Consider the following 25,589-nt stretch of genomic DNA (forward strand, 5'->3'; position numbering starts at 1 on the left):
CTTGTGCCGCGCTGTGCACGATGGCCCCAACACCCCACCTCGACTTCCGGAGTTGCCCGTGGACAGCGCCCTGTACAAGACGAAAGTCACCGACGCCTTCAACGAGGCCGCGGCGACCTACGACCGGCTGGGCGTGGAGTTCTTCACGCCCATGGGCCGCAGGCTGGTGGAACTGGCCGCCCCGCGGCCGGGCCAGCGACTGCTGGACGTCGGCTGCGGTCTCGGCGCCACCCTGCTGCCCGCCGCCGCACTGATCGGACCGCAGGGCTCGGCGCTGGGCATCGACATCGCACCGGCGATGATCGAGGAGGCCGGCCGGCAGGCCGAACGCCGGGGGCTGGGCAACGTCGAGCTGCGCGTCATGGACGGCGAGTACCCCGAACTCCCGGACCGATCCTTCGACTTGGTGCTCGGCAGCTACAGCGTGATCTTCCTGCCGGACGCCCGTGCGGCGCTCGCCCGCTACGCCGCGCTGCTGCGGGACGGCGGCCGTGTCGCCTTCACCAGCCCCGTCTTCACCCGCGACACCTTCCCCTTCCTGCCGCCGATGTTCACCGAGCTGATCCCGATGTCCCTGCTGGAGCATCTGCCCGCGGCCTGGCACCCCGATCAGCTGCACCGCCAGCTGCACTCCTGGCTGGAGGTTCCCGCGGACCTGGTGGCCGCCCTGGACAAGGCGGGCTTCACCGACGTGCAGATCACCGACGAGAACGTCCGGATGACGGCGGTGTCCGGCGAGGCGTGGGTCGACTGGTCGCACACGCAGGGCATGCGCCTGCTGTGGCAGCACCTGCCCGCCCCGGAGGCCGCCGCCCTGCGCACGCGCCTGATCGACGCCCTCGAAGCACTGCGCGAGGACGGCGGCCCCGTCCGCATCGACGTCCCGGTCCGCTACGTGACGGCCACCGTCGCCCGCTGACGGACCGCAGTGGCACCACGCAGTTGCGCCCGGCCGGGAGATCCCGGCCGGGCGCAACTGCGTAAGAGCCTGTTCAGGTCACCGAGAGCGCCCCGTCCACCGCCAGCACGGTGCCGTTGGCGTACGCCGCCTCGGGCCGCGCCAACTGCACGATCCACCAGGCGATTTCCTCGGGACGGCCCACCCGGCCGGCCGGAATGCGCGCGGACATCTGCTCCAGGAAGCCCTGGTAGGCGTCCTCGGGCATGCCCGCCCGCACCCCGACGCCGGTGTCCACGACACCGGGGGCGATGCCCACGCAGCGGATGCCGCGCGGTGCCAGTTCCACCGCCCAGGTACGGGTGAGGAAGTCGAGGGCGACCTTGGCCATGCCGTAGACGGAGTTCTCCGGCCAGGCCCGGCGGCCCAGCGAACCGGCCGAACTGACGTTGACCACCACGCCCTTGGTCTCCTCCAGGGCGTCCAGGGCGGCCTGGGCGAGGAAGACGGGGGCCAGCAGATTGGTGCCGATCTGCTCGCGGACGGTGTCCGGCTCCAGGTCCTGGAGCCCCGCGAAGGAGGTGACGGCGGCGTTGTTGACCAGCACGTCGAGGCGGCCGAACTCCTCCAGCGCCCGCCGCACGACCCGACGGGGCGCGTCCTCGTCGTGGAGGTCCACGGCGAGCGTGCTGATCCGTTCGTGGCCATCCGCGGTCTCCTTCAGCCGCGCCTCGGTCCGGCCGACGACCAGCACCCGGGCGCCGTCCTTCGCGAACGCCCGCGCACTGGCCGCGCCGATCCCGGTGCCGCCGCCGGTGACGACGACGACCCTGTCCGTGTCCCTGTCCTTGTCCTGTGCGACCGGTGCCATCTCCGGCATCTCAGGAGCAGAGGGCGACGTTGACGCCGCGGATGACGGCCTCCTCGGCCTCCGGGCCGAAGTCCTTGTCGCCGATGGTGAAGGACAGCTGGCAGCGCGCCGACAGGTCCTGGGTGGTGGCCGCGAGGGTGGCGTAGCCGGGGATGCCGGCGCCGTGGCCCCACAGGTCGAGGTCGTTGTCGTTCGCCAGCTTCATGATGCCCAGGCCGTAGCCGATGCCCATCGGGAGGTTCTCGATCATCTCCGGGGGCAGCGGCGTGGTCATCTCCTTGAACTCCGGCTCGTTCAGCAGCTTCCCGCTGAACAGGGCCGAGAAGAAGGTGTCCAGGTCACGGGTGGTGGAGATGATCTCGCCCGCGCAGCCGGCCTCGGAGGGGTTCATCAGCGTGACGTCGACGGCCTCGCCGCCGATCTGCATGTAGCCGCGCGCGTGCGGGCCGGGGATGTTCGGGTCGTGGCCCGGCAGCACCGTCTCGGTCAGCTTCAGCGGCTCCAGGACCCGCTCGGTGATCTCGGTGCGGTAGGACCGGCCGGTGACCTTGTCGATGAGCAGGCCGATGATGAAGTAATTCGTGTTGCAGTACGCGAACTTGGTGCCCGGCTCGAACTCCAGCGGCTTGGCCGCCGCGATGGCGATCAGGTCGGCGGGGTCGTAGTCCTTGTAGCGGTCGCGCAGGAACCGGTCGCCCGGCTTCTGGAAGGAGTCCGCGTAGTTGTACAGGCCGCTGGTGTGCTGCAGCAGGTTGCGGATGGTGATCTTCTCGCCGTACGGCAGCAGGCCGGGCAGGTAGCTCTCCACCGTACGGTCGAGGACGATCTTGCCCTCGGCGACGAGTTGGAGCACCACCACCGCCACGAACGGCTTGGTGATGCAGGAGATCCGGAAGCGCCCGTCGGCCGGCACCGGCCGGTCGGTGCCCAGCTCGGCGAGGCCCGAGGTCACGACGAACTCCTCGCTGCCGCGTGCGACGCGGAACTGGACGCCTCCCGCACCCGCCTCCACCAGGCGGTCCGCCGCCTTCTGCACAGCCTCCTGAAGAGGTGAAACCGTCGGTCGGCCGACCGTTGTCTGCGTCATCTCGCGAAACCCCCATCGGGTAGCGGTCGTTACGTTTCCGATCGAGCCTCGCGGTGCCCCGTGGAGGTACGCCTGAGCCTCGCCGGAGCGCTGTCGGCGGCGGGGTGGCGGGGCAGTCGGGCGGCGGTCCGACCGGGCAGCCGGAATGATCGACTTCGTTTTCGTCGCTGAATGTGTATGATTGGTCACTGCACTAGTCAAACTTGATCAGCGTGAGAGGTGTGTCCTTGTGATCCTTCCCGTCGACACCGGATACGCGGCGACCGCCGAGGAACTCGCCGCACTCGACGCCTGGTTCGCCGCCTACGACGACCACTGCACCTCCTGCCGCGTCGAGGAGATGGCCGACATGGCCGTCTTCCCGCTCAACCTCGTCAGCGACGACTCCCGGGGCGACGGACGGTCGGCGCAGTGGGAGCGCAGGCAGTTCGTCGAGACCATGCGGCACGTCCTGGGGGAGGGCGCGTCCTTCGCCTCCACCCGCACCCCGGTCTTCCTCTCCGCCGCGATGGCGGTGGTCTTCACCGACTGCACCGCGACCGTGGACGACGAGGAGCACCGCATGCGCTACGCGGACGTACTGATCAAGCAGGACGGCCGCTGGGTCTTCCAGACCATGATCCAGGGCGGTTGGGGCGACCACCTCTGAGGCACCGGGTGAGGCACCGGGCGGAACGCCCGGTCAGCGGCCCTTCGACCGCGCTGCGAGCGGCCGGGGTCAGACTCGCTGCGCCCGTTGCCCCGCGTGAGGAGTCCCGCCGTGCCGCACCCCGCCCCCGCCGTCGTCCCCGCCCCCGTGACCGACCGCACCACCGAGGTCGCCGACGGCGTCCACGCCTTCGTCCAGCCGCCCGGCGGATGGTGCCTGAACAACGCCGGAGTGATCGTCTCCGAGGGCCGCAGCGCCCTCGTCGACACCGTCGCCACGGAGTCCCGGGCCCGCGCCCTGCGCCGGGCGGCGCTGCGGCTGACCCCGGCCGCCCCGCAGGCCGTCGTCAACACCCACTTCCACGGCGACCACGCCTTCGGCAACCACCTCTTCCCCGAGGCCCTGGTCGTCGGACACGAACGCACCCGGACGGAGATGATCGCCTCGGGCCTGCATCTGACGGGGCTGTGGCCCGACGTGGACTGGGGCACCCTGACGCTGGTGCCGCCCGCCCTCACCTTCCGGGACGCGCTGACCCTGCACGTCGGATCCGTCCGTGCGGAGGTGGTGCACGTGGGGCCGCGGGCCCACACCTCCAACGACTCCGTCGTGTGGCTGCCCGAGCAGAAGGTCCTGTTCACCGGGGACCTGGTGATGTCGGGGGTGACCCCGTTCTTCCTGATGGGATCGCTCGCGGGCTCCCTGGCGGCCCTGGAGCGGCTGCGCGCGTTCGGCGCGACCACCGTCGTGCCCGGCCACGGCCCCGTCTGCGGCCCCGAGGTGTTCGACACCGTCGAGGGCTATCTGCGCCGGGTGGCGGAACTCGCCGCGCAGGGCCGTGCCGCGGGCCTCACCCCGGTGGAGACCGCACGGGAGGCCGATCTCGGTCCGTACGCGGACCTGCTGGACTCCGAGCGCCTGGTGCCCAATCTGCACCGCGCCTTCGCGGAACTGGCCGGCACCGAGGCGGCAGAGGCTCTGCCGATGCCGGTCATGGAGAAGGCGCTGGGCGAGATGATCGCGTACCACGGACGGCCGCCCCACTGCCTCGCCTGAACCTGCCCGGCCCACTTGAAGCGGACCGGTCCCGCAGCCGCTCAGGCGACGGCCCCGAGGCCCGCCGTGTGCCGGATCCGCGCGAGCAGGTCCGCCTGGGCGAGCAGGTCCGCCTCGTTGCCCGCACCGTCCTTCCCGTCGCGTACGGAATCGGCGAAGGCGGTGAGGGCGGCCGCCGCCTGGTCCTCGGCCGGCAGGGTCAGCGTCTCGATGCCGTCCGCCCGCTCCACCAGGAGCCCGGGACGGTGGTCGGCGGCCGGGGTGAACGCCCGGTCCACCGTGATCCGCCCCTCGCTGCCCCACAGTTCGTACCGCGACCGGTAGGCGTGCTCCATCCCGAAGGTCAGCTGTGCCGTCACCCCGTCCGCCCGGCGCAGCAGCGCCGCGCCGGAGGTCTCCACCCGCTGCCCCGCCGCCGACGACAGCACCGCGCCGACCACTTCGAGCCCGGTGCCGAGCAGGTGCACCGCGGCCCGCACCGGGTACAGGCCGATGTCGGCCAGGCAGCCGCCGCCCAGGTCCGGGGCGTACCGGATGTCCCCCGGCGCGAGCGCGGGCACCGTGAACGCGGCGTGCAGGGCGCGCAGTTCGCCGATCGCCCCCTCGGCCAGCAGCCGGCGAACCACCGCGTGCTGGCCGTGGTGGACGAAGAGGGTGTTCTCGTGCAGCACCAGACCGAGCGAGCGGGCCCGCGCCAGCAGCGCACGGGTCTGCTCCGGGTCCGTGGTCAGCGGCTTCTCGGCCAGTACGTGTTTGCCCGCGGACAGGGCCGCCTCCACCCAGTGGGCGTGCAGCGCGGCCGGCAGCGGCAGGTACACGGCGTCCAGCGCGGGGTCGGCGAGCAGTTCCCGGTACCCGGTGACGGGCCTGGCCCCGAACGGCGCCGCGGTGGCCGCCGCCCGCTGCGCCGACCTGCTGGCCACGGCACGGATGCGTACCCCGGGATGGGCGGCCATCGCGGGCAGCATGCGGCGGCGCGCGAACCCGGCGCAGCCGAGCACGCCCAGCCGCAGCGGCCCACCGGCGGCCTCGGAGGGAACAGCCATGGCGGTGACTCCAGTCGTCCTCGGTCGGGCCCGGGGCCCGGGTCGGTCACCGGGTCTCGCCGGCGGCCCGGCGGGTGCGCCCGGCCCGGCGCCACCCACGGTGGCCGAGGCCGCTCGATCCCTTCTCGATCCCGGATCGAGAAGGGGCCGAGCGGCGTCGCCGACGCTGAACGGGCGGTCGTGCGGCGGTCGCGGCCGACCCGACGAGAGGGCCCGCATGTTCTCCAGCACGGCGGAATTCCACCACTGGTTCGCCCAGGCCTGCGCGGCGCAGGCGCACCAGGTGACGAAGGTCCCCCTGGACCGGCTGGAGGGCTGGTCGCTCGAGGAGCGGACCGGCAATCTGGTCCACCGCAGCGGACGCTTCTTCTCCGTCCAGGGACTCGACGTCCAACGAGCGGGACGGGCCGTGGACGCCTGGCAGCAGCCGATCCTCGTCCAGCCGGAACAGGGCATGCTCGGCATCCTGGTCAAGGAGTTCCACGGCGTCCCGCACTGCCTGCTCCAGGCGAAGATGGAGCCCGGCAACTGGGTCCCCGTACAGCTCTCCCCGACCGTGCAGGCCACCCGGAGCAACTACACCGGGGTGCACGGCGGACGGCCGGTGCCCTACCTCGGGCACTTCCTCGACCCCGGCCGCGGCCGCGTCCTCAGCGACGCCCTCCAGTCCGAGCAGGCGGCCTGGTTCTTCGCCAAACGCAACCGCAACATGATCGTGCAGACCGACGAGGACGTCCCCCTCCTGGAGGGGTTCTGCTGGCTGACCTTCGACCAGATCGCCGAACTGCTGCAGATCGACGACCTGATCAACATGGACACCCGTACGGTCCTGTCGGGCGCCGTCGGCCTGCGCCCGCCCTCCCCGGCCGCAGCGGCCGACCCCGACTCCTTCCACGGTGCGCTCGCCGCCTCCTGGGACCCGCAAGGCAGGCCGCTGCACGGCAGCGCCCTGCTGCTGCGGCACCTGGCCCGGGCCAAGGAGCGCTGCACCCTCACCCGCCGGCTCGTCCCCCTCGCGGACACCGCCCGGTGGACGATGCACGAGGGGGTCGTCACGCACGACACGGGCCGTCACTTCACCGTGCTCGGCGTCCGGGTGGAGGCCTCGCACCGGGAGGTGGCCGGCTGGTCGCAGCCCATGCTCATGCCCAACAGCCGGGGCGTGGCCGCCTTCCTGGCCAAGCGGGTCAACGGGGCACTGCACCTGCTGGTGCAGGCCCGTACGGAGACGGCGGCGATGGCCCGCGTGGAGCTCGCCCCCACCGTGCAGTGCCAGCCGGCCGACTACGGGCCGGGCGCGCGGGACGGCCAGGGGCCCGCGCCCCGGCTGGAGTTCCTGGACACCGTGCTCTCCGCCCGGCCCGACCAGATCCGCTTCGACACCGTGCAGTCCGAGGAGGGCGGGCGTTTTTACCACGCCCGCATCCGCTACGCGCTCATCGAGACGGACGAGGACTTTCCGCTCGAAGTGCCGCCCGCCTACACATGGATGACGGTGCGTCAGCTCATTGGGTTCGTCCGGCACGGCGGCCATCTCAACGTCGAGGCGCGCACCCTGCTGGCCCTGCTGGGTTTCCTGCCCGCCACCGCGGCGGCCGAGCCGGTCGGGGCGGCGGCTCACGCGTAACCGGCGGTCACCTTCAGGCAGTCCTCGTACCGCGGCAGCATGCCCCGCCTGCGGGCCTCGGCCAGCGAGACGGCGTGCGTGTCCCGCTCGGAGAGCGTCAGCGCGAGCTCCTTCGGCCAGGGCAGGGCGAGCTCCGCGTCGAACGGGTCGAGGGACTGCTCCAGGCCGGGGCGGTAGGGGGACGACACCAGATAGGACATCACCGTGTCGTCCTCCAGCGCCACGAACGCGTGCCCCACCCCGACCGGGAGGTAGATCGAGCGGAAGGACACGGTGTCCATCGCCACCGTGTCCCACGCGCCGAACGTGGGGGAGCCCAGCCGGAGATCGACCACGAAGTCCTGCGCCCGGCCCGCCGCGCAGTGCACGTACTTCGCCTGACCGGGCGGAGTGGTCGTGAAGTGCACCCCGCGCAGCACCCCCCGCGCCGACCGGTTGTGGTTCGTCTGCACGACGGGCAGCGGATGGCCGACCGTCCGGGCGAACTCCTCGCCCTGGAGCGGGGAGGTGAAGATCCCCCGCTCGTCCCTGTGCACCTGGGGCGTGAACACGAAGGCGCCCTCAACTGCCAGCGCCCGCGCGGTGATCGGGGCGGCAGCCCGGGCAGGGGTCGCGCTGGTCGCGTCGGTCGCGTCAGTCATATGGGTCGCGTCGGTCTTCATCTGGCCTCCTGGCAGGGACGGGCGGCGGAGCCGCGGACCGCCCCAGCGTGGGCCACCCGCCTGGAGCCACGGTCGACACCGACCGCTCCAGCGACACCCGAGCCGTACTGCGGCCGCTGCCCCGACCATCGGCGGCAGTACGCGGGCGGGGCGCACCCCACCGACAGCCACCCGAGAAAGGTGAACGATGACCGTTCCCAGCCGCCGGAGTTTCGTCGCCGGCACTCTCACGGCGGGCGCAGCCGTCGGGCTCGCCGCCGCGGGCGTCGCCCCCGCCCACGCCCGGAACACCCCCGCCCCCACCCCCCACCCCACGCCCGGGGGCGGGGGCGCGGTCGTCACCCCGGGGGACCCCCGGTACGCGGCGCTGTCGACGCGCGGCAGCAACAAGCGGTTCACCGCACACCCCGACGCCTTCCGCCTCATCACCACCACGCAGGAAGCGGTACGAGCCGTCGGCGACGCCGTACGGACCGGCCGCCGCATCGCGGTCCGCAGCGGCGCCCACTGCTACGAGAACGTCGCGGGCGACCCGGCCGTACGGCTCGTCCTGGACCTCGGCGCGATGAACGCCGTCCGCTACGACGCCGACCGCCGCGCCTTCATGATCGAGGCCGGTGCCCAGCTGATGGACGTGTACAAGAAGCTCGACGCGGGCTGGGGCGTCACCCTGCCCGGCGGCACCAGCGCCAGCGTCGCCCTGGGCGGCCACATCGCCGGCGGCGGCTACGGCGCGCTCTCCCGCGCCCACGGCCTGGCCGCCGACTACCTGTACGCCGTCGAGGTCGTCGTCGTCGACGCGGCGGGCCGCGCCCGCGCGGTGGTCGCCACCCGCGAACGCACCGACCCGCGCCGCGAGTTGTGGTGGGCGCACACCGGGGGAGGCGGCGGCAACTTCGGCGTCGTCACCCGCTACTGGTTCCGTTCCCCCGACGCCCCCCGCCACTGCACCGACCCGACCCGGCTGCTGCCCCGCCCGCCCCGCGCCATCCTCGGCGGCATGGTGAGCTTCCCCCGCGAGGGCATGGACCGGACCTCCTTCCGCCGGGTGGTCCGCAACCACGGCCGCTGGCACGAACGCAACAGCGGCGCAGACACCCCGTACACCGGCCTCTACAGCGGACTCGTCCTCTACGGCCGCCCCGAGAGCGGCGACCCGGGCCCGGCGATCAACTGCTACGCCTACATGGACGGCACCCGGCCCGACGCCGAACAACTGCTGCGCGCCTACCTGCGCGACGTCGCCGAAGGGGTCGGCGGGACCCCGTACTTCTCCCCGATCAACAGCCAGCCCTGGATCGCCGCCGCCGAGTACCTGGCCGGGGCCCAGGACAGCGACATCGGCCGCCACAAGCTGAAGTCGGCGTACCTGCGCCGCGGTCACAACGACGCCCAGGCCGACGTCCTCTACACGTACCTCAACAGCACCGGCAACCGGCACGACCTGTCCAACGTGACCTTCCACTCCTACGGCGGCCGCATCAACACCGTCCCCGGCGACGCCACCGCCACCTCGCACCGCGACTCCGTCCTCAAGGCGATCTACATGAACACCTGGCAGGACCCCGCCGCCGACCAGGCCTCCGTCGACTGGCTGCGACGGCTCTACCGCGACGTGTTCGCCACGACCGGAGGCGTCCCGGTGCCCGGCCGCGACACCGACGGCTGCTACATCAACTACTCCGACATCGACGCCGCCGACCCCCGGTGGAACACCTCCGGGGTGCCCTGGCAGCGCCTCTACTACAAGGACGCCTACCCGCGCCTCCAGCGCGTCAAGGCCGCCTGGGACCCCCGCAACGTCTTCCGCCACACCCTCTCCGTCACACCGGAGCGCGCCCGATGAAGGTCCTGTTCGTCTCCTTCCCGCACCACACCCACTACTTCTCGATGGTCCCGCTGGCCTCCGCCCTGCGGACCGCCGGACACGAGGTACGGGTGGCCAGCCACCCCGAGATCACCGACCAGATCACCGCGGCCGGCCTGACCGCCGTACCCGTCGGCGACGGCCCCTGGTACATGGACGACCCCTGGGCACCCGACCTCTTCGGCCAGCTCCTGGAGGAGGGGTCCGGGCTCGTCCAGGGCTTCGACTTCACCGGCGAGGACCGCTCCCAGTGGACCCACGAGTCACTGCTCGCCCTGGAATCCCTCGCGGTGCCCGCCCTGTACGCCTCGGTGAGCAACGACGCCATGCTCGACGGCCTCGTGGACTACGCCCGGCACTGGGAGCCCGACCTGGTCGTCTGGGAGCAGCACACCTTCGCCGGGGCGGTCGTCGCCCGCGCCGTGGGAGCGGCGCACGCCCGCCTGCTGCACGGCATGGACATCACCGTGCGGGCCCGGCAGGAGTTCCTGCGGCTGAACGCCGAACTGCCGCCGGGAACCGCCCAGGACCCCACCGCCGAATGGCTCGGCCGGGTGCTGGAGCGGTACGCGCCCGGACTCGGCTTCGCCGAGGAGATGGTCACCGGCCAGTGGACCGTCGACATCACCCCGCCCAGCTCCCGCTACGACCTCGGCCTGCCCACGACCGGTGTGCGCTACGTCCCGCACAACGGCGCCTCCGTGGTGCCCGACTGGCTGCGCGCCCCGGCCGAAAAGCGACGGGTCTGCCTGACCCTGGGGGTCTCCGGCGAACTCGACACCGCGTTCTCCTTCGGCGAGGCGCTCGACGCGCTCGCCGACGTGGACGCCGAGATCGTCGCGACACTCGGCGGAGCGTCCCGCGAGGAGCTGGGCGCGGTCCCCGACAACGTCCGCCTGGTGGACTTCGTACCGCTCAACGACCTGCTGCCCACCTGCGCTGCCGTCGTCCACCACGGCGGCATCGGCACCCGCTCCACCGCCGAACTCCACGGCGTGCCGCAGATCCTGCTCCCGTACGGCTGGGACACGGTCGCCAAGGCCCGCCGGGTCCAGGAACTGGGGTACGGGCTGTCCCTGCCCGCCCACGAACTGACCGCCGACGGCCTGCGCGCCGCGGTCCTGCGGCTGCTGGAGGAGCCCTCGTTCGCCGAGGCGGCCGCCAAGGTGCGCGCCGAGATCCTCGCCGAGCCGACGCCCAACGACCTGGTGCCAGTCCTGGAGCGGATGACGGCCGCCGCGCGCGCACCTCGGACGGTCGGCGGATGACGGTCGCCGTCCTCGCCACGCAGACGTCCGCCCGCGCCCCTCAGACCACCGAGGCCGCGCCGTCCACCGCCACCACGGTGCCGCTGGCGTAGCCCGCCTCGGGCCGCGCCATCCGTACGATCCACCACGCCACGTCCTCGGGCCTGCCCACCCGGCCCGAGGGCGTGCGGGCGGCCGCCTGCTCCTGATGACGGGCGATCTCCTCGGCGCTCCAGCCCATGCGCTCACCGATCCCCGTGTCCGTCTCGCCCGGCGCCACCCCCACCGCACGAATGCCGCGCGGCGCCAGCTCCACCGCCCAGGTGCGCACCAGGAAGTCCAGCGCCACCTTGGTCGCCCCGTACAGGGACAGACCCGGGAACGCCCGCCGGCCCAGCGTGGCCGCAGTGCCCACGCCCACCACCGTGCCGCCCGCGGCCTCCAGCCCGCCCAGCGCCGCCCGCGTCAGCAACAGCGGTGCCAGCAGGTTCGTCTCCACCTGCCGCCACGCCGCGTCCCGGGTCAGGGATCCGGCGGGCTCGGGCAGCACGGCCGCCGCGTTGTGTACGAGTACGTCGATGCGCCCCCACGACTCCATGGCCGCAGCCGCGATGTGCTCTGCGGCGCCCGGCGCCGTGAGGTCCGCCGTCAAGGTCCGGATCCCGGGGTGACCGGCGGCCGTCGCCGCCAGGCTGCGCCCGGTGCGCCCCACGATCAGGACCTCGGCGCCCTCGGCGGCGAAGGCCCGCGCGGTCGCCCGCCCGATGCCCGTCCCGCCCCCGGTGACGACGACCGTGCGCCGCGATGCACCACTGCCGGTGATATGTGTCATGCCCACGGACGCTAGCCACCCGTACTCGAAGGCCGCTCTAGCGCCCGTTGCGAAGGTGTCCTGGCCGAAAGGCGTCAGAGCCTGTGCCTCCACCACGCGCGGCCGGCTCTCGCGAGCCCCGACGCCCGCCCCATCCCCGCTCCGCCGCAGTGGCGGTCCGCCGTCGAACCCTTCCAGGAGGCCAGGCATGTCCGTGCACACGTCGAAAGTCCCGGTGCCCCGGCCGCTGTTGGCGGCACCCGGGCGCAGCACGGTGCGCGCGGGCACCGCACTCGCCCTGCTCGCCGGGTGCAACGCCATGGTGCTGCTCGACGAGTCGATGGTGCAGATCGCCCTGCCCGGCATGAGCCAGGGACTGGGCCTGACCCCCGTCGGCCTCGGCTGGGTCGTCAACGCCTACCTGCTGACCTTCGGCGGACTGCTGCTGCTCGGCGGACGCATGGGCGACCTGCTGGGCCGGCGCAGGGTCTTCCTCGCCGGGGTCGCCCTGTTCACCGTGGCCGCGGCGCTGCGCGGCGCCGCCACCACGGGCGAGTTCCTGATCGCCGTACGGGCCGTCCAGGGCATCGGCTCCGCCCTCGCCGCGCCCAGCGCGCTGGCCCTCGTACTGAGCATGTTCGGCGACGAAGGCGCACGCAAAAAGGCCATCGCCCTCTACATGGCCGTCGGGGCCGCCAGCACCGCGGGCGGACTGCTGCTGGCGGGCACCTTCTCCTCGCTCGGCTCCTGGCAGTGGATGCTGCTGCTGAACGTCCCCCTCGGCCTGCTGATCCTGCTGCTGGCACCGCTGGTGATCGAGGAGACCGCCCCCAGCCGCGGCCGGTTCGACCTGGCGGGCGCCCTGGTGTCGACCCTGGGCGCGGTGGCGCTCGTGTTCGGGCTGACCCGGGCCGCCGAACACCCCTGGACGGACCCCACGGTCGCCGGCCCGCTGGTCGCGGGAGCGGCACTGTTGCTCCTCTTCTGGCGCATCGAACGCAAGGCCCGTCAGCCCATCGTGGTGCTGCGCCTGTTCGCCGACCGCAACCGCACCTGGGCGTTCGCCGCCACCTTCGCCGTCCAGGGCTCCCTGATCGGTACCGGCTTCTTCCTCGTCCAGTTCCTCCAGCAGTTCGCCGGCTACAGCCCGCTGCTCTCGGCGGCGGCGCTGACGCCGGTCGCCGCCGCGATGATGAGCATGTCCGCGGCGGCCGTCTGGCTGGAACGGCGGCTCGGGCCGCGCACCCTGCTGCTCGCCGGCTCCCTGCTGCTGATCGCCTCCAACGTGTGGCTGTCCCGGCTGACCCCGGACTTCGGGTACGCCGCGGAGGTCCTGCCGGCACTGCTGCTGTTCGGCACCGGCATGGCGTGGTGCGTCGTACCCTCCGTCATCCTCGCCACCTCCGGCCTGCACGAGGACGAGGCGGGCGCCGCCTCCAGCGTGCACAACACCCTGCAGACCCTCGGCGCCTCGCTCGGCCTCGCCCTGCTGGTGACCGTCGGCACCCAGGCCGGACAGGACGCCCAGCAGTCCCTGCCGGCCGGCACCTCGCCCGAGGAGGCCCTCGGCCAGGTGTTCGTGCACAGCATGTCGGCCAGCTTCCTGGCCGGAGCCGCCTTCGCCGCGGCCGCGTTCGTCATCGCCCTGTTCGTCCGGCCCTCCGGTGCCGCCGCGCACGCGTAACAGACAGCCCACTCGGGACAGATGACAGCCCACTCGGGACAGAAAACTCGGGACAGAAAAGGAGAAACAGTCGTGCGGTTTGGCTCCCTGGCGCGTTTCAGCGTCGTCGGGCTGATGTGGGGCATCAGCTACTTCTGGATCAAAATCGTCTTCCAGGGCCTGAACTCGGCGCAGTTCAGCTTCTTCCGGATCCTCGTCGGCGCCGTCGCCATGCTCGGGGTGCTGATGTTCAGCGGCACCCGGCTGCCGCGCCGCCCCGCGGTCTGGGGCCAGTTGGTGCTGATCGCCTTCCTGGCCAACGCGCTGCCCGTCCTGCTGGTCGAGCTCGTGGACGACGCCCTGGGCGCCGACGCGGGCATGGTCTCGGTGTTCAACGCGAGCGTCCCGCTGTGCGTGGTCGTGCTGTACCTGGCGCGCCGCCGCACCGGACGCCTCCCGGTGACCCTCCTTGCGGGTCTGCTCGTCGGCTTCGCCGGAGTCCTCGTGCTGTACGCGCCCTGGAACGCCGGGGCCCAGTGGCTCTCGGCGGCCGCGGCCGTCAACGCCGTCGCCGCGCTCGCCTACGGCTGGTCCATGCTGCTGATGGAGAAGCTGATGCGGCCGGTCGCCGAGGAGGGCCAGGACATGCACCCCCTGGTCCTGGCCACCTCACAGGCCGTCATCGGGGTGGGCTGGGCCGCGATCAACATGCCGGGCGGCGGCTTCGACCGCGCCCCGCAGTTCTCCCTCGCCATCGTCGGCGCGCTCCTGGTGCTCGGCGTCCTCAACACCGGCCTGGTGTACATGTGCTTCGCCTGGCTGATCCGCGACGAGGGCGCCGCCAAGGCCTCCAGCGTGCTGTACGTCGTGCCCGTGGTGCTCACCCTGGGCATGGTCGTGCTGGAGAACTACCGGCTCTCCGGGCGCGAGGTGATCGGCATGGCCGTCATCGCCCTCGGCGTGGTGCTCGCCCGGCTCCCGCAGCGCACCACCGCCGCCGACACCCCTGCGGTCCGGCCCCTGGCCGAGCCGACGCCCACCACCCGCTGAGCAGCCGAGACGAGGACCCCGCCTTGATCACCTTCATCAACCGCTTCACCGTCACCGGACCGGCCGAGGAGTTCGAGCAGGCCTTCGACGAGACGTCCGCGTTCTTCGCCGCCCAGCCCGGCTTCGTACGCCACCGCCTGATGCGACACCTCCAGGACCCCGGCGCGTACGTCAACGTCGCCGAATGGCAGGACGAGGAATCCTTCCGTACGGCCCTGGACCGGCCCGAGTTCACCGCCCACCGCGCCGCGCTGAGGGCGCTCAGCACCAGCGATCCGAACCTCTACGTCCCGCTGTACGAGCGGTCCGCCTGAGCGCTCGTGGATCGTGGAGCGGGACCCGTACGCACGACGCCCGGCCGGGCAGCTCCCGGCCGGGCGTCGTGTCACGTACGGGCGACCCCTCAGAGCCGTACGGGAAGTCAGAGCCGTACGGGAAGCCTCAGCAGCCCGCCCGTCACCGGGGTCCGCCGGGAACGCACCGCAGGGCCGGCCGCCCGCAGCCCCGGGCGCGCCGCCGCGAGAGCGGTCAGCACCGTCTCCGCGACGGCCGTCCCGAACGGGTCCAGTGCACTTCCGTACGGTGCGGGGACCAGCGCCCGCACCCCGTCCGGCAGGACCCGGCCGGGAGCGAAGACGTCGGCCTCCTCGAACGCCTGCGGGTCGCGGTTGGCCGCACCGACGACCACGGCCACCTCGTCCCCGGCCGCGATCCTCTGCCCGGCCACCTCGGCCTCGGCGGCCGCCGTGAACACCTGCACCTTCACCGGCGCATCGTGCCGCAGCGTCTCCGCCACCACCTGCGCCGCGCGCCCACGACCCCGCTCCACGAGCAGCGCCCACTCCTGCGGAGCGGCGACCAGCGCGCCCAGCGCCCCGGCGAGCAACTCCCGGGCTGCACGCACCTGCACCACCGCCTCCCGCACGGCCCCCTCGCCCAGCACCTCGCGCAGCTCGGCCACGGCGGCCGACAACCGCACGGCGTCCGGGTAGGCGGGCGGGGCCAGCGCCGCGTCGAGCGCACCGGAGGCCGCCGTCAGCGCCCCGGTCAGCCGCTCCCGGTCCGCACCCGTGAGACCGTGCAGGTCCGCCAGCACCTCGGCGGGAACACGGGCGGCGACGTCGGCGACGAGATCCGCCTCCCCGCCCGGCCCCTCCCACAGCCGTACGCACGCCTGCTGCGCCAGCTCCCGCACCCGGTCCGCGTCGGGCCGCCCCGCCGGATCCGGGGCGGGCAGCCCCGCGTCCCAGGCCACCGCGGGCGAGGCGGCACCGGCCGCCGCCGGCAGGGCCAGCAGTTCGGCGGCGACGCCGTACCGGGCACCCACCCAGGTGCCCAGACTGCTGCGCCACAGCGGCCCGGCCTCCCGGAGCGCGGCGTAGTGCTCCTGCGGCCCCGCCGCGTCGTACCCGCGCAGCAGCGCGGCGTACCGGTCGCCCTGCGCCCCGCGCAACCAGTGGATTCCCTGGACGAGCTGGAGCCGGCGGCCCAGCTCCTTCTCCGCCACGACCATCGTCGAGCTCCCCTCTTCCCTCGCGGGCACGTGCGCGCCGCGGGCACGGCGCAGGCTAGGCGGCCCCGGCGGAGGATCGGTCGAGCGCAGGGGCCGCCCGCCGCTCCGCCCCGGCTCCAGAAGTGCTCGACCGAACCCGGCGACGATCACCACTCGGTCGTTGAGTCGAGCCTGGAGGTGGCGTCGGTCGTGCCGATTCCCAACACAACCGAGGACCCGGTGGCGCATCCGGCAGCGCTGCTGAGGGAGATGGTGCGCATCCGCTGCGTCGAGGAGGAACTGGCCGACTTCTACCGCGACGAGCAGGAGATGCGTACCCCGGTGCACTTCTCCGTGGGCCAGGAGGCCGCCGCCGTCGGAGTCTGCGCCGCCCTGCGGGAGAACGACCTCGTCTACACCGGGCACCGCAGCCACGCCGCGTACCTCGCCAAGGGCGGGGACCTCACCGGCATGGTCGCCGAGCTGTACGGCAAGGAGACGGGCTGTTCGAACGGGCGCGGCGGGTCGGTGCACCTCACCGACCGGTCCGTCGGCTTCGCCGGATCGGCCGCCATCCTCGGCGAGATGATCTCCGTGGCCACCGGTGCCGCGTGGGCCCTCGCCCAGCAGGGCTCCTCGCAGGTCGTCGTCACCTTCTTCGGCGACGGGGCCTCCGAGGAGGGCGTCTTCCACGAGTCCCTCAACTTCGCCGCCGTGCACCGTGTTCCGGTCATCTACGTCTGCGAGAACAACGCGTACTCGATCTCCTCCCCGCTCTCGGCCCGCCAGCCGGCGAACTCCCCGGGCACCGGTATCACCGAGCGGGCCCGGGCGTACGGGATCACCGCCGAACGCCTCGACGGCAACGACGTCGCCCTCGTCCACGAGGCCACCCGGCGGGCCACCGCCCACTGCCGGGCGGGCCTCGGCCCGTACGTCCTGGAACTGGACACCTACCGCTGGCGCGAACACGTCGGCCCCGGCTTCGACACCGGCATCGACCGCCCCGAGCCCGAGGTCGAACAGTGGCTGGAGCGCTGCCCGGTCCGCCGCGGCACGGCGGCCCTGCAAGCATCGGCGCCGGACGCCCAGGAGCCGACCGCCCAGGAACCCACTGCCGAGGAACTCGTCGCCCGCTGGGACGCGGAGTTCCGCGACGAGGCCCGTCGCGCGGTCGCCGCCGCCAAGGCCGCCCCCTACCCCACCGCGGACCGACTGACCGACGGGGCCTACGGGCGCCCGGCCGTCGCGAACTGAGCAGGAGCGCACCATGAGCCGCACGCTCACCTACTGGCAGGCGATCGCCGAGGGCACCGTCCAGGCGATGGAGGCCGACCCGAGCATCCTGGTCGCCGGACAGAACGTCGACGACCACAAGGGCTCCTACGGCACCACCCGCCCGGCCTTCGAACGCTTCGGCGCCCGGCGGGTCGTCGACACCCCCAACAGCGAGAACGCCGTGGCCGGCATCTGCATCGGCGCCGCCGACCAGGGACTGCGCCCCCTCGTGGTGCACACCCGGGCCGACTTCATGTTCCTGGCCATGGACGCGATGATCAACCTGGCGTCCAAGTGGCGCTACATGTACGGCGACAAGGGCGGCGTGCCCGTCGTCATGCGCGGCGTCGTCGGCCGCGGCTGGGGGCAGGGCGCCACCCACTCCCAAAGCCTGCACGCGACGTTCGGCCACTTCCCCGGCCTGTACGTCGCCGCGCCCGCCTCCCCGGCCGACGCCAAGGGACTGCTGGCCGCCGCCCTCCAGGCGGACACCCCGGTGGTGCTGATGGAGAACCGCTCGCTCTACCCGATCGAGGGCGAGGTGCCCGAGGAACTCACCCCGGTGCCCTTCGGAGTGGGCCGGCTGGCCCGCCACGGCACCGACGTGACCGTGGTCGCCGCCTCGCTGATGGTCCACGAGGCCGAACGCGCCGCCGACCTCCTCGCCCGGCAGGGCGTCAGCGTCGAGGTGGTGGACGTACGCAGCATCCGGCCGCTGGACGAGGACCTCATCTGCGAGTCCGTCGCCCGCACCGGCCGCGTCGTCGTCGCCGACACGAGCTGGGCACGCTACGGCTTCTCGGCCGAGGTCGCCGCGGTGATCGCCGAACGCATCCCCGGCGAACTGCGCGCCCCGGTCCGCCGGATCACGCCCCCCGACTGCCCCGCCCCGGTGTCCTGGCCGCTGGAGGAGGCCTTCCACCCCAGCGCCGCGAAGATCGCCGAGGCCTGCCTCGACCTGGTGGGCTCCGACGGGATCACCGTGCCCGTACTGACCGGGGTGGACGCCGGATTCAGCGGACCGTACTGATCCGTACCCCGCCCCCCCCACACCCACCCGAGCGAGCGAAAGGCACGAGACGTGGAATCGAGCAGGTCGGCCGTGGTCGCCGAAGGGCTCCGCAAGAGCTACGGCACCGCCAAGGTCCTCGACGGGCTCGACCTCGTCGTCCCGCAGGGCACGGTGTGCGGGCTGCTGGGGCCCAACGGTGCGGGCAAGACCACCACCGTCGGCATCCTCTCCACCCTGCTGGCCCCGGACACGGGGCGGGCCGAGGTGGCCGGCTTCGACGTCGTCCGGCAGTCGGCCCAGGTCCGCCACCGCATCGGACTCGTCGGCCAGCACGCGGCCGTCGACGAAGTCCTCAGCGGCCGCGAGAACCTGGTGATGTTCGGACGCCTCCACCACCTGCGCCCCGCCGCCGCCCGCCGCCGCGCCGACGAACTGCTGGAGCACTTCCGCCTCGCCGACACCGGCGGCAAACCGGTCAAGGCCTACTCCGGAGGCATGCGCCGCCGCCTGGACCTGGCGGCCAGCATGGTGCTGGCCCCGCCGGTCCTCTTCCTCGACGAGCCGACCACCGGCCTCGACCCGCGCAGCCGCAACGAGGTCTGGGCAGCGGTCCGCGACCTGGTCGGCGGCGGCACCACCGTGCTGCTCACCACGCAGTACCTGGAGGAGGCCGACCAACTCGCCGACAGCATCTCGGTGATCGACACCGGCAAGGTCGTCGCCGAGGGCACCCCGGAGCAGCTCAAGTCCCGGATCGGCGGCGACCGTATCGACATCGTGGTCCGGCACGCCGACGAACTGGCGCGGGCCGCGGCGGCCGTGGCCCGCACCGGCGCGAGCGAGCCCGTCGTCGACGCGGACACCCGGCAGGTCGGCGTCCAGGTCCGCGACCGCGCCACCGCCCTCGCCGACGTCGTACGCGCCCTGGACCTCGCCGGAGTCACCGCCGAGGACATCTCCCTGCGCAGGCCCACCCTCGACGAGGTGTTCCTCCACCTCACCGGCACCGACCGGGCCACCGCACAGCAGGACGGACCGAACACGAAGCCGAAGGGCGTCCTCGTATGAGCATCCTCCTCCCCGAACTGCCCGCAGGCCCGCTGTCGCGGCTGCGCTGGGCGCTCGCCGACGGCTGGACCGTCACCCTGCGCGGGCTGCTGCACCTGCGGCGCGAACCCGGCACCGTCATCAGCGGTCTGCTCTTCCCGGTGATGATGGTCCTGATGTTCGGCTACTTCTTCGGCGGCGCCATGCAGGTGCCCGGCGGAGGCGACTACCGCGAATTCCTCATCCCGGGCATGTTCGTGATGACCATGGTCTTCGGGATGGGCGAATCGGTGGCCGCCGTCGCCGCCGACAAGAACCGCGGCGTCACCTCCCGCTTCCGCACCATGCCGATGGCCCCCTCCGCCGTCCTCGTCGGGCGTTGCGTCACCGACATGCTCCACTCGGTGCTCGGTCTCGCCGTGCTGTTCGGCGTGGGCCTCCTGATGGGCTGGGAGGCGCACGGCACCACCGCGGCGACCCTGTCCGCCGTCGGCCTGCTCCTTCTCCTGCGCTTCGCCCTGACCTGGGTCGGCATCTACCTCGGCCTCCTGATGAAGGGCCCCGAGGGCATCACCATGGTGCAGACCCTCGAATTCCCGGTCGGCTTCCTGACCAGCGCCTTCGTCGCACCGGCCACGATGCCGGGCTGGCTGGGCGCCCTCGCCGAGTGGAACCCGCTGTCCTCCACCGTCGCCGCCACCCGCGAGCTGTTCCAGAACCCCGGCTGGGGCGGCGACTCCTGGATCGCGCAGCACGCGACCGTGATGGCCGTGCTGTGGCCCCTCGCCCTGATCGCGGTCTTCTTCCCCCTGGCCGTGAACCGCTACCGCCACCTCACGCGCTGAGCAACAGGCCCTGAACCGCCGGTTCTTGTACGTCGCACAGGCCGCTCCCGCGCACGACCACCCCCGAACCCCCGCACCGACCCCCGAGGAGAACCCGATGGCCCTGCGCCCCCGAGCCCTGGCGGCAGCCGCCGCGGCGGCACTCGTGCTGCCCCTGCTCGTCGGCCCCGCGACCACCGCGACCGCCCACAAGCCGGGCAAGGCGGCCTGCACCCCCTTCACCTCCCGGGTGGCCGTCACCGAGGGAGCCCGCGCCGACCAGCGGATCTCCGGCACGCTCTGCACCCCGCGCGGCAACCGGACCTCCACCGTCCAACTGCTGGTCCACGGCGGCACGTACGACCGCAGCTACTGGACCGTACGCGGCCGCACCGGCGGCCCCTCCTACATGGAGGCCGCCACCGCCGCCGGACACGCCGCGCTCGCCTTCGACCGGCTGGGCAGCGGCACCAGCTCCGCCCCGCACAGCTCCCGCTACACCGACACCACCCACGAACTGGTCACCCTCCAGCTCATCCGCACCCTGCGCGAGCGCGGCTACCGCAAGGTCGTCCTGGTCGGCCACTCCTTCGGCGCGACGGTGGCCCGCATGGTCGCGGCCAAGCACCCCGACGCCGTCGACGGCCTGATCCTCACCGGGGAGGGCGCCCCGCCCAACCTCGCCTCGTTCGAGGAGATGTTCGGCCTGTACATGCCCGCCAGACAGCACCCGCTGCTGGCCGGCCGCCGCCTCGACGACGGCTATCTGGCCCTGCGCACCGGCGGCAAGGCCGACTGGTTCTACCACCGGAAGACCACCGAACCCCGGGTGCTGCTGCACGACGAACTCACCACCGAACCCGGCGTCTACCCCGCCGACCCCGCCTACGGCGACGTCGCCCTCAACCGCGACATCCGCGTCCCCGTGCTCGTCGTCGTCGGCCAGGAGGACAAACTCATCTGCGGCGGCCAGGGCGCCGACTGCTCCAGCACGGCCGCCCTCAAGGCCGCCGCCGACCCGCTGTACGGGCCCCGGGCGAAGCTGGAGGCCCTCACGGTTCCGGCCACCGGGCACAGCCTGAATGTGCACCGCACGGCTCCCGTGTGGTACGCCTACGCACAGGACTGGACCAAGCGCCGCGTTGACGGCGGGAGTTGACCGGAAAGCCGGATCAGGAGGCGCAACTGATGGTGTGGATGTCGCGTGAGCAGGCAGTCCTGCTGGCGCAGTGCGCGGTGGTCTACGAACCGGGCGACCCCGCACGCACCGGCCGGCTGGCCTTCCACAGCCGCGACGGCCTGACCGCCACCGGTCCTGGCGATCTGTCCGCCACAGGCTCCGTCGGCCTGCCCGACCCCGCCCCGGACCTCGGTGAGCGCGGCGAGGCCGACCTGGTCGTCGACAACGGCGGCACCCTCACCGTGCGCCGTCTCCCGGTCCTGCGGCTGACCGTGGCAGAGGCGCTGCCCGCCCTCACCCTCGCCCGCCGACTGCACACCCGGGCGGCGGAGGGCGACCCCGCCGACCCCACCCCCACCCCCTCCGCCGCCTTCTGGGGCGCCGTGGCCGCCGCAGGCCTGCACCTCGCCGCCCGCAGCCGCCTCCTCGCCGGTGTCTCCGCCACCAACCACGACACCTGGCGGGCCGGCCCGCTCACCGCAGACGACGTCCAGCACCTGCGCGAACTCGCCGCCGCCGCACCGGCCGAGGCGCTCGCCGCCCCGCTGCCGGTGCCCGAGGGCGGCCCCCTGCTGCTGCCCGACACCGCCGACCTGATCCGCGCCTTCGTCGACGCGGTCGCCGACACCCTGCCGCGCACCGCCGCCGCCCCCGCCGCAGTCGGCCGGCCGGCGTTCGCCGCCGTGGAACCGCAGTACGTACCCCAACTGCGCGCCTGGGCCGAGGAGATCTCCCAAGGGCTCGCCTCCGGCATCCGGCTCGCCCTGCGCGTCGACCTGGTGCCCGCGGGCGACGGCGAGCCGCCCACGCTGCGCCTGGTGCCCCAGGTCTCCAGCCCCGACGACCCCACCCGCAGCGCCGATGCCGACGAACTGTTCGCCTCGGTCGAGGCCGCCGGATTCGGACGGCGCGCCCAGGACAACACCGTCGCGGCCGTCCGCAGGGCCGCCGAGATCTGGCCACCGCTCTCCCGCCTGCTGCCGGTGCCCTCCGCCCTCGACCTCGCCGACCACGAGGTCCGCGACCTGCTCGGCAGCGTCGCCGACCGGCTCGCCGCCCAGGGCTTCGAGGTGCTCTGGCCCACCGACACCACCCGCTCCCTCGTGCCCCGGGCCGTCGTCGGCGGCGACCGCACCCCGCCCACCGACCTGCGCTCCTTCTTCGGGGGTGACGGCACGGTCGGCCTGCGCTGGCAGTTCGACCTGGACGGCCAGACCCTGACCGAGCAGGAGAACGCCGAACTGGCCGACAACGACCAGGCGTTGGTGCGGATGCGCGGCGACTGGGTCCTGATCGGCACCGACACCGCCCGCAAGCTGCGCGAACGCGACCTCAAGCCGCTCACCGCCATCGAGGCGCTCGCCGCCGCCCTCACCGGACACACCGAGATCAACGGCACCCCGGTCCGCGTCGCCCCCAGCCCCTGGCTGCTTGCCCTGCGCCACCGCCTGGCCGACCCCGACTCCGGCGGCGAGGCCGTCGAGCCGCCCGCCGCGCTGAACGCGACCCTGCGCGACTACCAGCTGCGCGGGCTGCGCTGGCTGGACCGCATGACCTCGCTCGGCCTCGGCGGCTGCCTCGCCGACGACATGGGCCTGGGCAAGACCGTCCAGCTCATCTCCCTGCATCTGCTGCGCCAGGAACACCCGGACACCGCAGGCCCGACCCTCGTCGTGTGCCCGGCCTCCCTCCTCGGCAACTGGCAGCGCGAGGTCCACAAGTTCGCCCCCGGCACCCCCGTCCGCCGCTACCACGGCCCCGGGCGCACCCTGGACGGCGCCGATGCGGGCTTCGTCCTGACCACGTACGGCACCATGCGCCTCGACGCGGAACACCTCGGCGCACACCGCTGGAGCGCGGTCGTCGCCGACGAGGCCCAGCACGTCAAGAACCCGCACTCCAGCACCGCCAAGGCACTGCGGCTCATCCCCTCCGACGCCCGGATCGCCCTCACCGGCACCCCCGTCGAGAACAACCTCTCCGAACTGTGGGCCGTCCTCGACTGGACCACCCCCGGCCTCCTCGGCGGCCACGGCCACTTCCGTACCCGCTGGGTCGCCGCCATCGAGGCCGAACGCGCCGAGCGCGCCGAATTCGGACCACCGCCGGGGGAGGAGGGGGAGTACGGCCCCACAGCCCAGCGCCTCGCCGAACTGGTCCGGCCCTTCCTGCTGCGCCGCAAGAAGTCCGACCCGGGCGTCGCCCCCGAACTCCCGCCCAAGACCGAGACGGACCGCCCGGTCGCCCTCACCGCCGAACAGCGCACCCTGTACGAGAAGCACGTCCGCGACACCATGGCGCAGATCCAGTCCACCGAGGGCATCGCCCGCAGCGGCCTGGTCCTCAAGCTCCTCACGGGCCTCAAGCAGATCTGCAACCACCCCGCCCACTTCCTCAAGGAGACCGAGGACACCAGGCTGTCCGGCCGCTCCGGGAAGCTGGAGCTGCTCGACGAACTGCTCGACACCATCACCGCCGAGGACGGCGCAGCCCTGGTGTTCACCCAGTACGTCACCATGGCGCGACTCCTGGAGGCGCATCTGCGCGAACGCGGCGTGCCCACGCTGCTGCTGCACGGCGGCACCCCGGTGCCGCGTCGCGAGGAGATGGTGCGCCGCTTCCAGGACGGTGAAGTCCCCGTGTTCCTGCTGTCGTTGAAGGCGGCGGGCACCGGCCTCAACCTCACCCGCGCCGACCACGTCGTGCACTACGACCGCTGGTGGAACCCCGCCGTGGAGGCCCAGGCCACCGACCGCGCCTACCGCATCGGCCAGACCCGCACCGTCCAGGTCCACCGGATGATCTCCGAGGGTACGGTCGAGGACCGTATCGCCGCCCTCCTCGAAGCCAAGAAGGGCCTCGCGGACGCGGTCCTGGGCTCCGGCGAGCAGTCACTGACGGAACTGACCAACGACGAGCTGGCCAACCTGGTCGAGCTGAGGAGCGAGGGATGAGCGGCAACGACAGGGAAGCACGGGGCTTTCCGGCCTTCGCCGCACGCCGTGGCGGCCGGGTGCGCGGCCAGTCCTGGTGGGGCAAGGCCTGGGCGGACGCCCTGGAGGACACCTCCCTCGACGAGGACGCCCTGAAGAGGGGCCGCTCCTACGCGCGCACCGGCCAGCTCGGACCGATCACCGTCAGCCCCGGAGAGCTGTCCACCACCGGATACGAGGACGGCAACCCGTTCCGTACGGTGCTCACCCTGCACGAACTCGACGACGCCGCCTGGGAATCGCTCTGGGAGAAGACCGCCGCACTGCCGGAAGTCGCCGACGGCCTGCTCGCCGGCGAACTGCCGCCCGACCTGATGGAGGCCGCCGAGGACGCCCGGGTCAGCCTGCTGCCCGGCTACGGCGACCTGGAGTCGGACTGCGACTGCGACTCCTTCGAGTACGTCTGCACGCACGCGGCCGCACTCAGCTACCAGGCGTCCTGGCTGCTGGACGAGGACCCCTTCCTGCTGCTCCTGCTGCGCGGCCGCAGCGAGCAGGAGGCCCAGGAAGAACTGCGGTCCGTCGTCCTGATGGCCGCCATCGCGGGCGGCCTGGGCAGCAGCAGTACGAAGCCGGAGACGAAGCCCGTCGCCGCGCCGCTCCCCGACGGCATCCCCGCCGAGGAACTCTTCGGGCGCACCCCCGGAGCACTGCCCGCGCTGCCGCCACTGCCCGCACCCCCCGTGATCGCCAGCGCGTCCTCCGCGCAGATCGGCACCGACCCGCTGGAGCGGCTCATCAACGGCGCCGCCCTGCGCGCCCGCGAACTGCTCGCGTACACACACGGACTCACCCCCGAACCGCCCGCGCCGCTGGACCTGTGGCGGGACTGCGTACGGATCGCCGCGACCCGCCCCGACCCCCGGCTCCTGGCCCGGCTGCGGGAGGCCTGCGGCAACCCGCAGAAGTTCGAACGGGCCGCCGAGGCCTGGCGGTTGGGCGGCAGCACCGGACTCGACGTACTGGAAGAGGCCTGGACGCCGTCCCGGCAGGACACCGCCCGCGCCCGCCACGCCCTGACCGCGGGCTGGGAGCAGGACGAGCTGCCCGAGCTCGACGTGCACGACAACCACTGGACGCTGGCCGGCCGCGGGCTCCAGCTCCGCTACGGCCGCGACGGCCGCTGGTACCCCTACCGGCAGACGGACGGCCGCTGGTGGCCGGCCGCCGCACCGCACGAGGACCCGGCCGACGCCCTCGCCGACCTCCTCGACGGCTGAGAGCTCCTG

The 25,589-nt window shown here is 73.1% G+C and carries 22 protein-coding genes; 16 read left to right on the forward strand and 6 right to left on the reverse strand.

Annotated features, from left to right (window positions below; translation table 11 throughout):
* The first annotated feature begins 58 nt into the window (after nt 1-58).
* Nucleotides 59-919, forward strand: a complete 861-nt coding sequence (locus IE269_RS33960) for a class I SAM-dependent methyltransferase (protein WP_189827109.1) — start codon at nt 59-61, stop codon at nt 917-919.
* 73 nt (nt 920-992) lie between these two features.
* On the opposite strand, the gene IE269_RS33965 is transcribed toward IE269_RS33960, so the two are convergent.
* Nucleotides 993-1,769 (reverse strand): SDR family NAD(P)-dependent oxidoreductase, encoded by a 777-nt coding sequence (locus IE269_RS33965; RefSeq protein WP_189827110.1) that lies wholly within the window; start codon nt 1,767-1,769, stop codon nt 993-995.
* Between the two features lie 10 nt (nt 1,770-1,779).
* Nucleotides 1,780-2,856 (reverse strand): serine hydrolase domain-containing protein, encoded by a 1,077-nt coding sequence (locus IE269_RS33970; protein WP_229898430.1) that lies wholly within the window; start codon nt 2,854-2,856, stop codon nt 1,780-1,782.
* 229 nt (nt 2,857-3,085) lie between these two features.
* On the opposite strand from IE269_RS33970, the gene IE269_RS33975 reads away from it, so the two are divergent.
* Together IE269_RS33975 and IE269_RS33980 are read left to right on the forward strand one after the other, a co-directional pair.
* A complete protein-coding gene (locus IE269_RS33975; protein ID WP_189827111.1) occupies nt 3,086-3,505 on the forward strand; it encodes a nuclear transport factor 2 family protein in 420 nt (139 codons plus the stop codon).
* Nucleotides 3,506-3,616: 111 nt separating this feature from the next.
* Nucleotides 3,617-4,561: an MBL fold metallo-hydrolase gene (locus tag IE269_RS33980; protein WP_229898429.1), complete on the forward strand. Its 945-nt coding sequence runs from the start codon at nt 3,617-3,619 to the stop codon at nt 4,559-4,561.
* A gap of 41 nt (nt 4,562-4,602) precedes the next feature.
* Here the strand turns inward: IE269_RS33980 and IE269_RS33985 are convergent, their stop codons facing one another.
* Nucleotides 4,603-5,607 carry a Gfo/Idh/MocA family protein gene (locus IE269_RS33985; RefSeq protein WP_189827112.1) on the reverse strand — a complete coding sequence of 335 codons (1,005 nt, stop codon included), beginning with the start codon at nt 5,605-5,607 and terminating at the stop codon, nt 4,603-4,605.
* Between the two features lie 217 nt (nt 5,608-5,824).
* Here IE269_RS33985 and IE269_RS33990 point away from each other — a divergent pair, with 217 nt between their 5' ends.
* On the forward strand, nt 5,825-7,234 hold the full coding sequence (locus IE269_RS33990; protein ID WP_189827113.1) for an NDP-hexose 2,3-dehydratase family protein: 1,410 nt from the start codon (nt 5,825-5,827) through the stop codon (nt 7,232-7,234).
* Here the strand turns inward: IE269_RS33990 and IE269_RS33995 are convergent.
* On the reverse strand, nt 7,225-7,896 hold the full coding sequence (locus IE269_RS33995) for a dTDP-4-dehydrorhamnose 3,5-epimerase family protein (protein ID WP_229898428.1): 672 nt from the start codon (nt 7,894-7,896) through the stop codon (nt 7,225-7,227). The two genes, IE269_RS33990 and IE269_RS33995, sit on opposite strands and share 10 nt — an antisense overlap.
* Nucleotides 7,897-8,083: 187 nt before the next feature.
* Here IE269_RS33995 and IE269_RS34000 point away from each other — a divergent pair, with 187 nt between their 5' ends.
* Complete coding sequence (locus IE269_RS34000) at nt 8,084-9,742, forward strand: FAD-binding oxidoreductase (protein ID WP_189827114.1); 1,659 nt, start codon at nt 8,084-8,086, stop codon at nt 9,740-9,742.
* On the forward strand, nt 9,739-11,031 hold the full coding sequence (locus IE269_RS34005) for an activator-dependent family glycosyltransferase (protein WP_189827115.1): 1,293 nt from the start codon (nt 9,739-9,741) through the stop codon (nt 11,029-11,031). The genes IE269_RS34000 and IE269_RS34005 overlap by 4 nt, the downstream gene beginning before the upstream one ends.
* Nucleotides 11,032-11,071: 40 nt before the next feature.
* On the opposite strand, the gene IE269_RS34010 is transcribed toward IE269_RS34005, so the two are convergent.
* The gene (locus tag IE269_RS34010) at nt 11,072-11,842 is read right to left on the reverse strand and encodes an SDR family NAD(P)-dependent oxidoreductase (RefSeq protein WP_189827116.1); all 771 of its coding nucleotides are present in this window, start codon (nt 11,840-11,842) and stop codon (nt 11,072-11,074) included.
* Nucleotides 11,843-12,029: 187 nt separating this feature from the next.
* Here IE269_RS34010 and IE269_RS34015 point away from each other — a divergent pair, with 187 nt between their 5' ends.
* From IE269_RS34015 to IE269_RS34025, 3 genes are all read left to right on the forward strand, one after another.
* Nucleotides 12,030-13,505: an MFS transporter gene (locus IE269_RS34015; protein WP_189827117.1), complete on the forward strand. Its 1,476-nt coding sequence runs from the start codon at nt 12,030-12,032 to the stop codon at nt 13,503-13,505.
* Nucleotides 13,506-13,577: 72 nt separating this feature from the next.
* Nucleotides 13,578-14,534 (forward strand): DMT family transporter, encoded by a 957-nt coding sequence (locus IE269_RS34020; protein ID WP_189827118.1) that lies wholly within the window; start codon nt 13,578-13,580, stop codon nt 14,532-14,534.
* 23 nt (nt 14,535-14,557) lie between these two features.
* A complete protein-coding gene (locus tag IE269_RS34025) occupies nt 14,558-14,848 on the forward strand; it encodes an antibiotic biosynthesis monooxygenase family protein (protein WP_189827119.1) in 291 nt (96 codons plus the stop codon).
* Nucleotides 14,849-14,955: 107 nt separating this feature from the next.
* Here IE269_RS34025 and IE269_RS34030 read toward each other — a convergent pair whose 3' ends face one another.
* On the reverse strand, nt 14,956-16,047 hold the full coding sequence (locus tag IE269_RS34030) for a cytochrome P450 family protein (protein ID WP_189827120.1): 1,092 nt from the start codon (nt 16,045-16,047) through the stop codon (nt 14,956-14,958).
* Nucleotides 16,048-16,236: 189 nt separating this feature from the next.
* Between IE269_RS34030 and IE269_RS34035 the strand changes: the two genes are divergently transcribed.
* Genes IE269_RS34035 through IE269_RS34065 form a run of 7 tightly spaced genes read left to right on the forward strand, consistent with a single transcriptional unit; the run spans nt 16,237 to nt 25,580 of the window.
* Nucleotides 16,237-17,283: a thiamine pyrophosphate-dependent dehydrogenase E1 component subunit alpha gene (locus IE269_RS34035; RefSeq protein WP_229898427.1), complete on the forward strand. Its 1,047-nt coding sequence runs from the start codon at nt 16,237-16,239 to the stop codon at nt 17,281-17,283.
* 13 nt (nt 17,284-17,296) lie between these two features.
* The gene (locus tag IE269_RS34040; RefSeq protein ID WP_189827121.1) at nt 17,297-18,334 is read left to right on the forward strand and encodes an alpha-ketoacid dehydrogenase subunit beta; all 1,038 of its coding nucleotides are present in this window, start codon (nt 17,297-17,299) and stop codon (nt 18,332-18,334) included.
* 51 nt (nt 18,335-18,385) lie between these two features.
* On the forward strand, nt 18,386-19,384 hold the full coding sequence (locus IE269_RS34045; RefSeq protein ID WP_189827122.1) for an ATP-binding cassette domain-containing protein: 999 nt from the start codon (nt 18,386-18,388) through the stop codon (nt 19,382-19,384).
* A complete protein-coding gene (locus IE269_RS34050; RefSeq protein WP_189827123.1) occupies nt 19,381-20,208 on the forward strand; it encodes an ABC transporter permease in 828 nt (275 codons plus the stop codon). The genes IE269_RS34045 and IE269_RS34050 overlap by 4 nt, the downstream gene beginning before the upstream one ends.
* Nucleotides 20,209-20,233: 25 nt before the next feature.
* On the forward strand, nt 20,234-21,346 hold the full coding sequence (locus tag IE269_RS34055) for an alpha/beta fold hydrolase (protein ID WP_318299680.1): 1,113 nt from the start codon (nt 20,234-20,236) through the stop codon (nt 21,344-21,346).
* A gap of 29 nt (nt 21,347-21,375) precedes the next feature.
* Nucleotides 21,376-24,321 (forward strand): DEAD/DEAH box helicase, encoded by a 2,946-nt coding sequence (locus tag IE269_RS34060; protein WP_189827124.1) that lies wholly within the window; start codon nt 21,376-21,378, stop codon nt 24,319-24,321.
* Entirely contained in the window at nt 24,318-25,580 is a 1,263-nt protein-coding gene (locus IE269_RS34065) for an SWIM zinc finger family protein (RefSeq protein WP_189827125.1), read from the forward strand. Before IE269_RS34060 ends, IE269_RS34065 begins: the two co-directional genes overlap by 4 nt.
* Nucleotides 25,581-25,589: the final 9 nt, after the last annotated feature.

The organism is Streptomyces spiroverticillatus, assembly GCA_014650415.1.
GTDB classification, from domain to species: domain Bacteria; phylum Actinomycetota; class Actinomycetes; order Streptomycetales; family Streptomycetaceae; genus Streptomyces; species Streptomyces spiroverticillatus.

Coding starts and splice junctions, on each gene's coding strand:
- IE269_RS33965 (WP_189827110.1), bottom strand. CDS start 1,769: ATGGCACCGGTCGCACAGGACAAGGACAGGGACACGGACAGGGTCGTC.
- IE269_RS33970 (WP_229898430.1), bottom strand. CDS start 2,856: ATGACGCAGACAACGGTCGGCCGACCGACGGTTTCACCTCTTCAGGAG.
- IE269_RS33985 (WP_189827112.1), bottom strand. CDS start 5,607: ATGGCTGTTCCCTCCGAGGCCGCCGGTGGGCCGCTGCGGCTGGGCGTG.
- IE269_RS33990 (WP_189827113.1), top strand. CDS start 5,825: ATGTTCTCCAGCACGGCGGAATTCCACCACTGGTTCGCCCAGGCCTGC.
- IE269_RS33995 (WP_229898428.1), bottom strand. CDS start 7,896: ATGAAGACCGACGCGACCCATATGACTGACGCGACCGACGCGACCAGC.
- IE269_RS34000 (WP_189827114.1), top strand. CDS start 8,084: ATGACCGTTCCCAGCCGCCGGAGTTTCGTCGCCGGCACTCTCACGGCG.
- IE269_RS34005 (WP_189827115.1), top strand. CDS start 9,739: ATGAAGGTCCTGTTCGTCTCCTTCCCGCACCACACCCACTACTTCTCG.
- IE269_RS34010 (WP_189827116.1), bottom strand. CDS start 11,842: ATGACACATATCACCGGCAGTGGTGCATCGCGGCGCACGGTCGTCGTC.
- IE269_RS34015 (WP_189827117.1), top strand. CDS start 12,030: ATGTCCGTGCACACGTCGAAAGTCCCGGTGCCCCGGCCGCTGTTGGCG.
- IE269_RS34030 (WP_189827120.1), bottom strand. CDS start 16,047: ATGGTCGTGGCGGAGAAGGAGCTGGGCCGCCGGCTCCAGCTCGTCCAG.
- IE269_RS34040 (WP_189827121.1), top strand. CDS start 17,297: ATGAGCCGCACGCTCACCTACTGGCAGGCGATCGCCGAGGGCACCGTC.
- IE269_RS34050 (WP_189827123.1), top strand. CDS start 19,381: ATGAGCATCCTCCTCCCCGAACTGCCCGCAGGCCCGCTGTCGCGGCTG.
- IE269_RS34060 (WP_189827124.1), top strand. CDS start 21,376: ATGGTGTGGATGTCGCGTGAGCAGGCAGTCCTGCTGGCGCAGTGCGCG.
- IE269_RS34065 (WP_189827125.1), top strand. CDS start 24,318: ATGAGCGGCAACGACAGGGAAGCACGGGGCTTTCCGGCCTTCGCCGCA.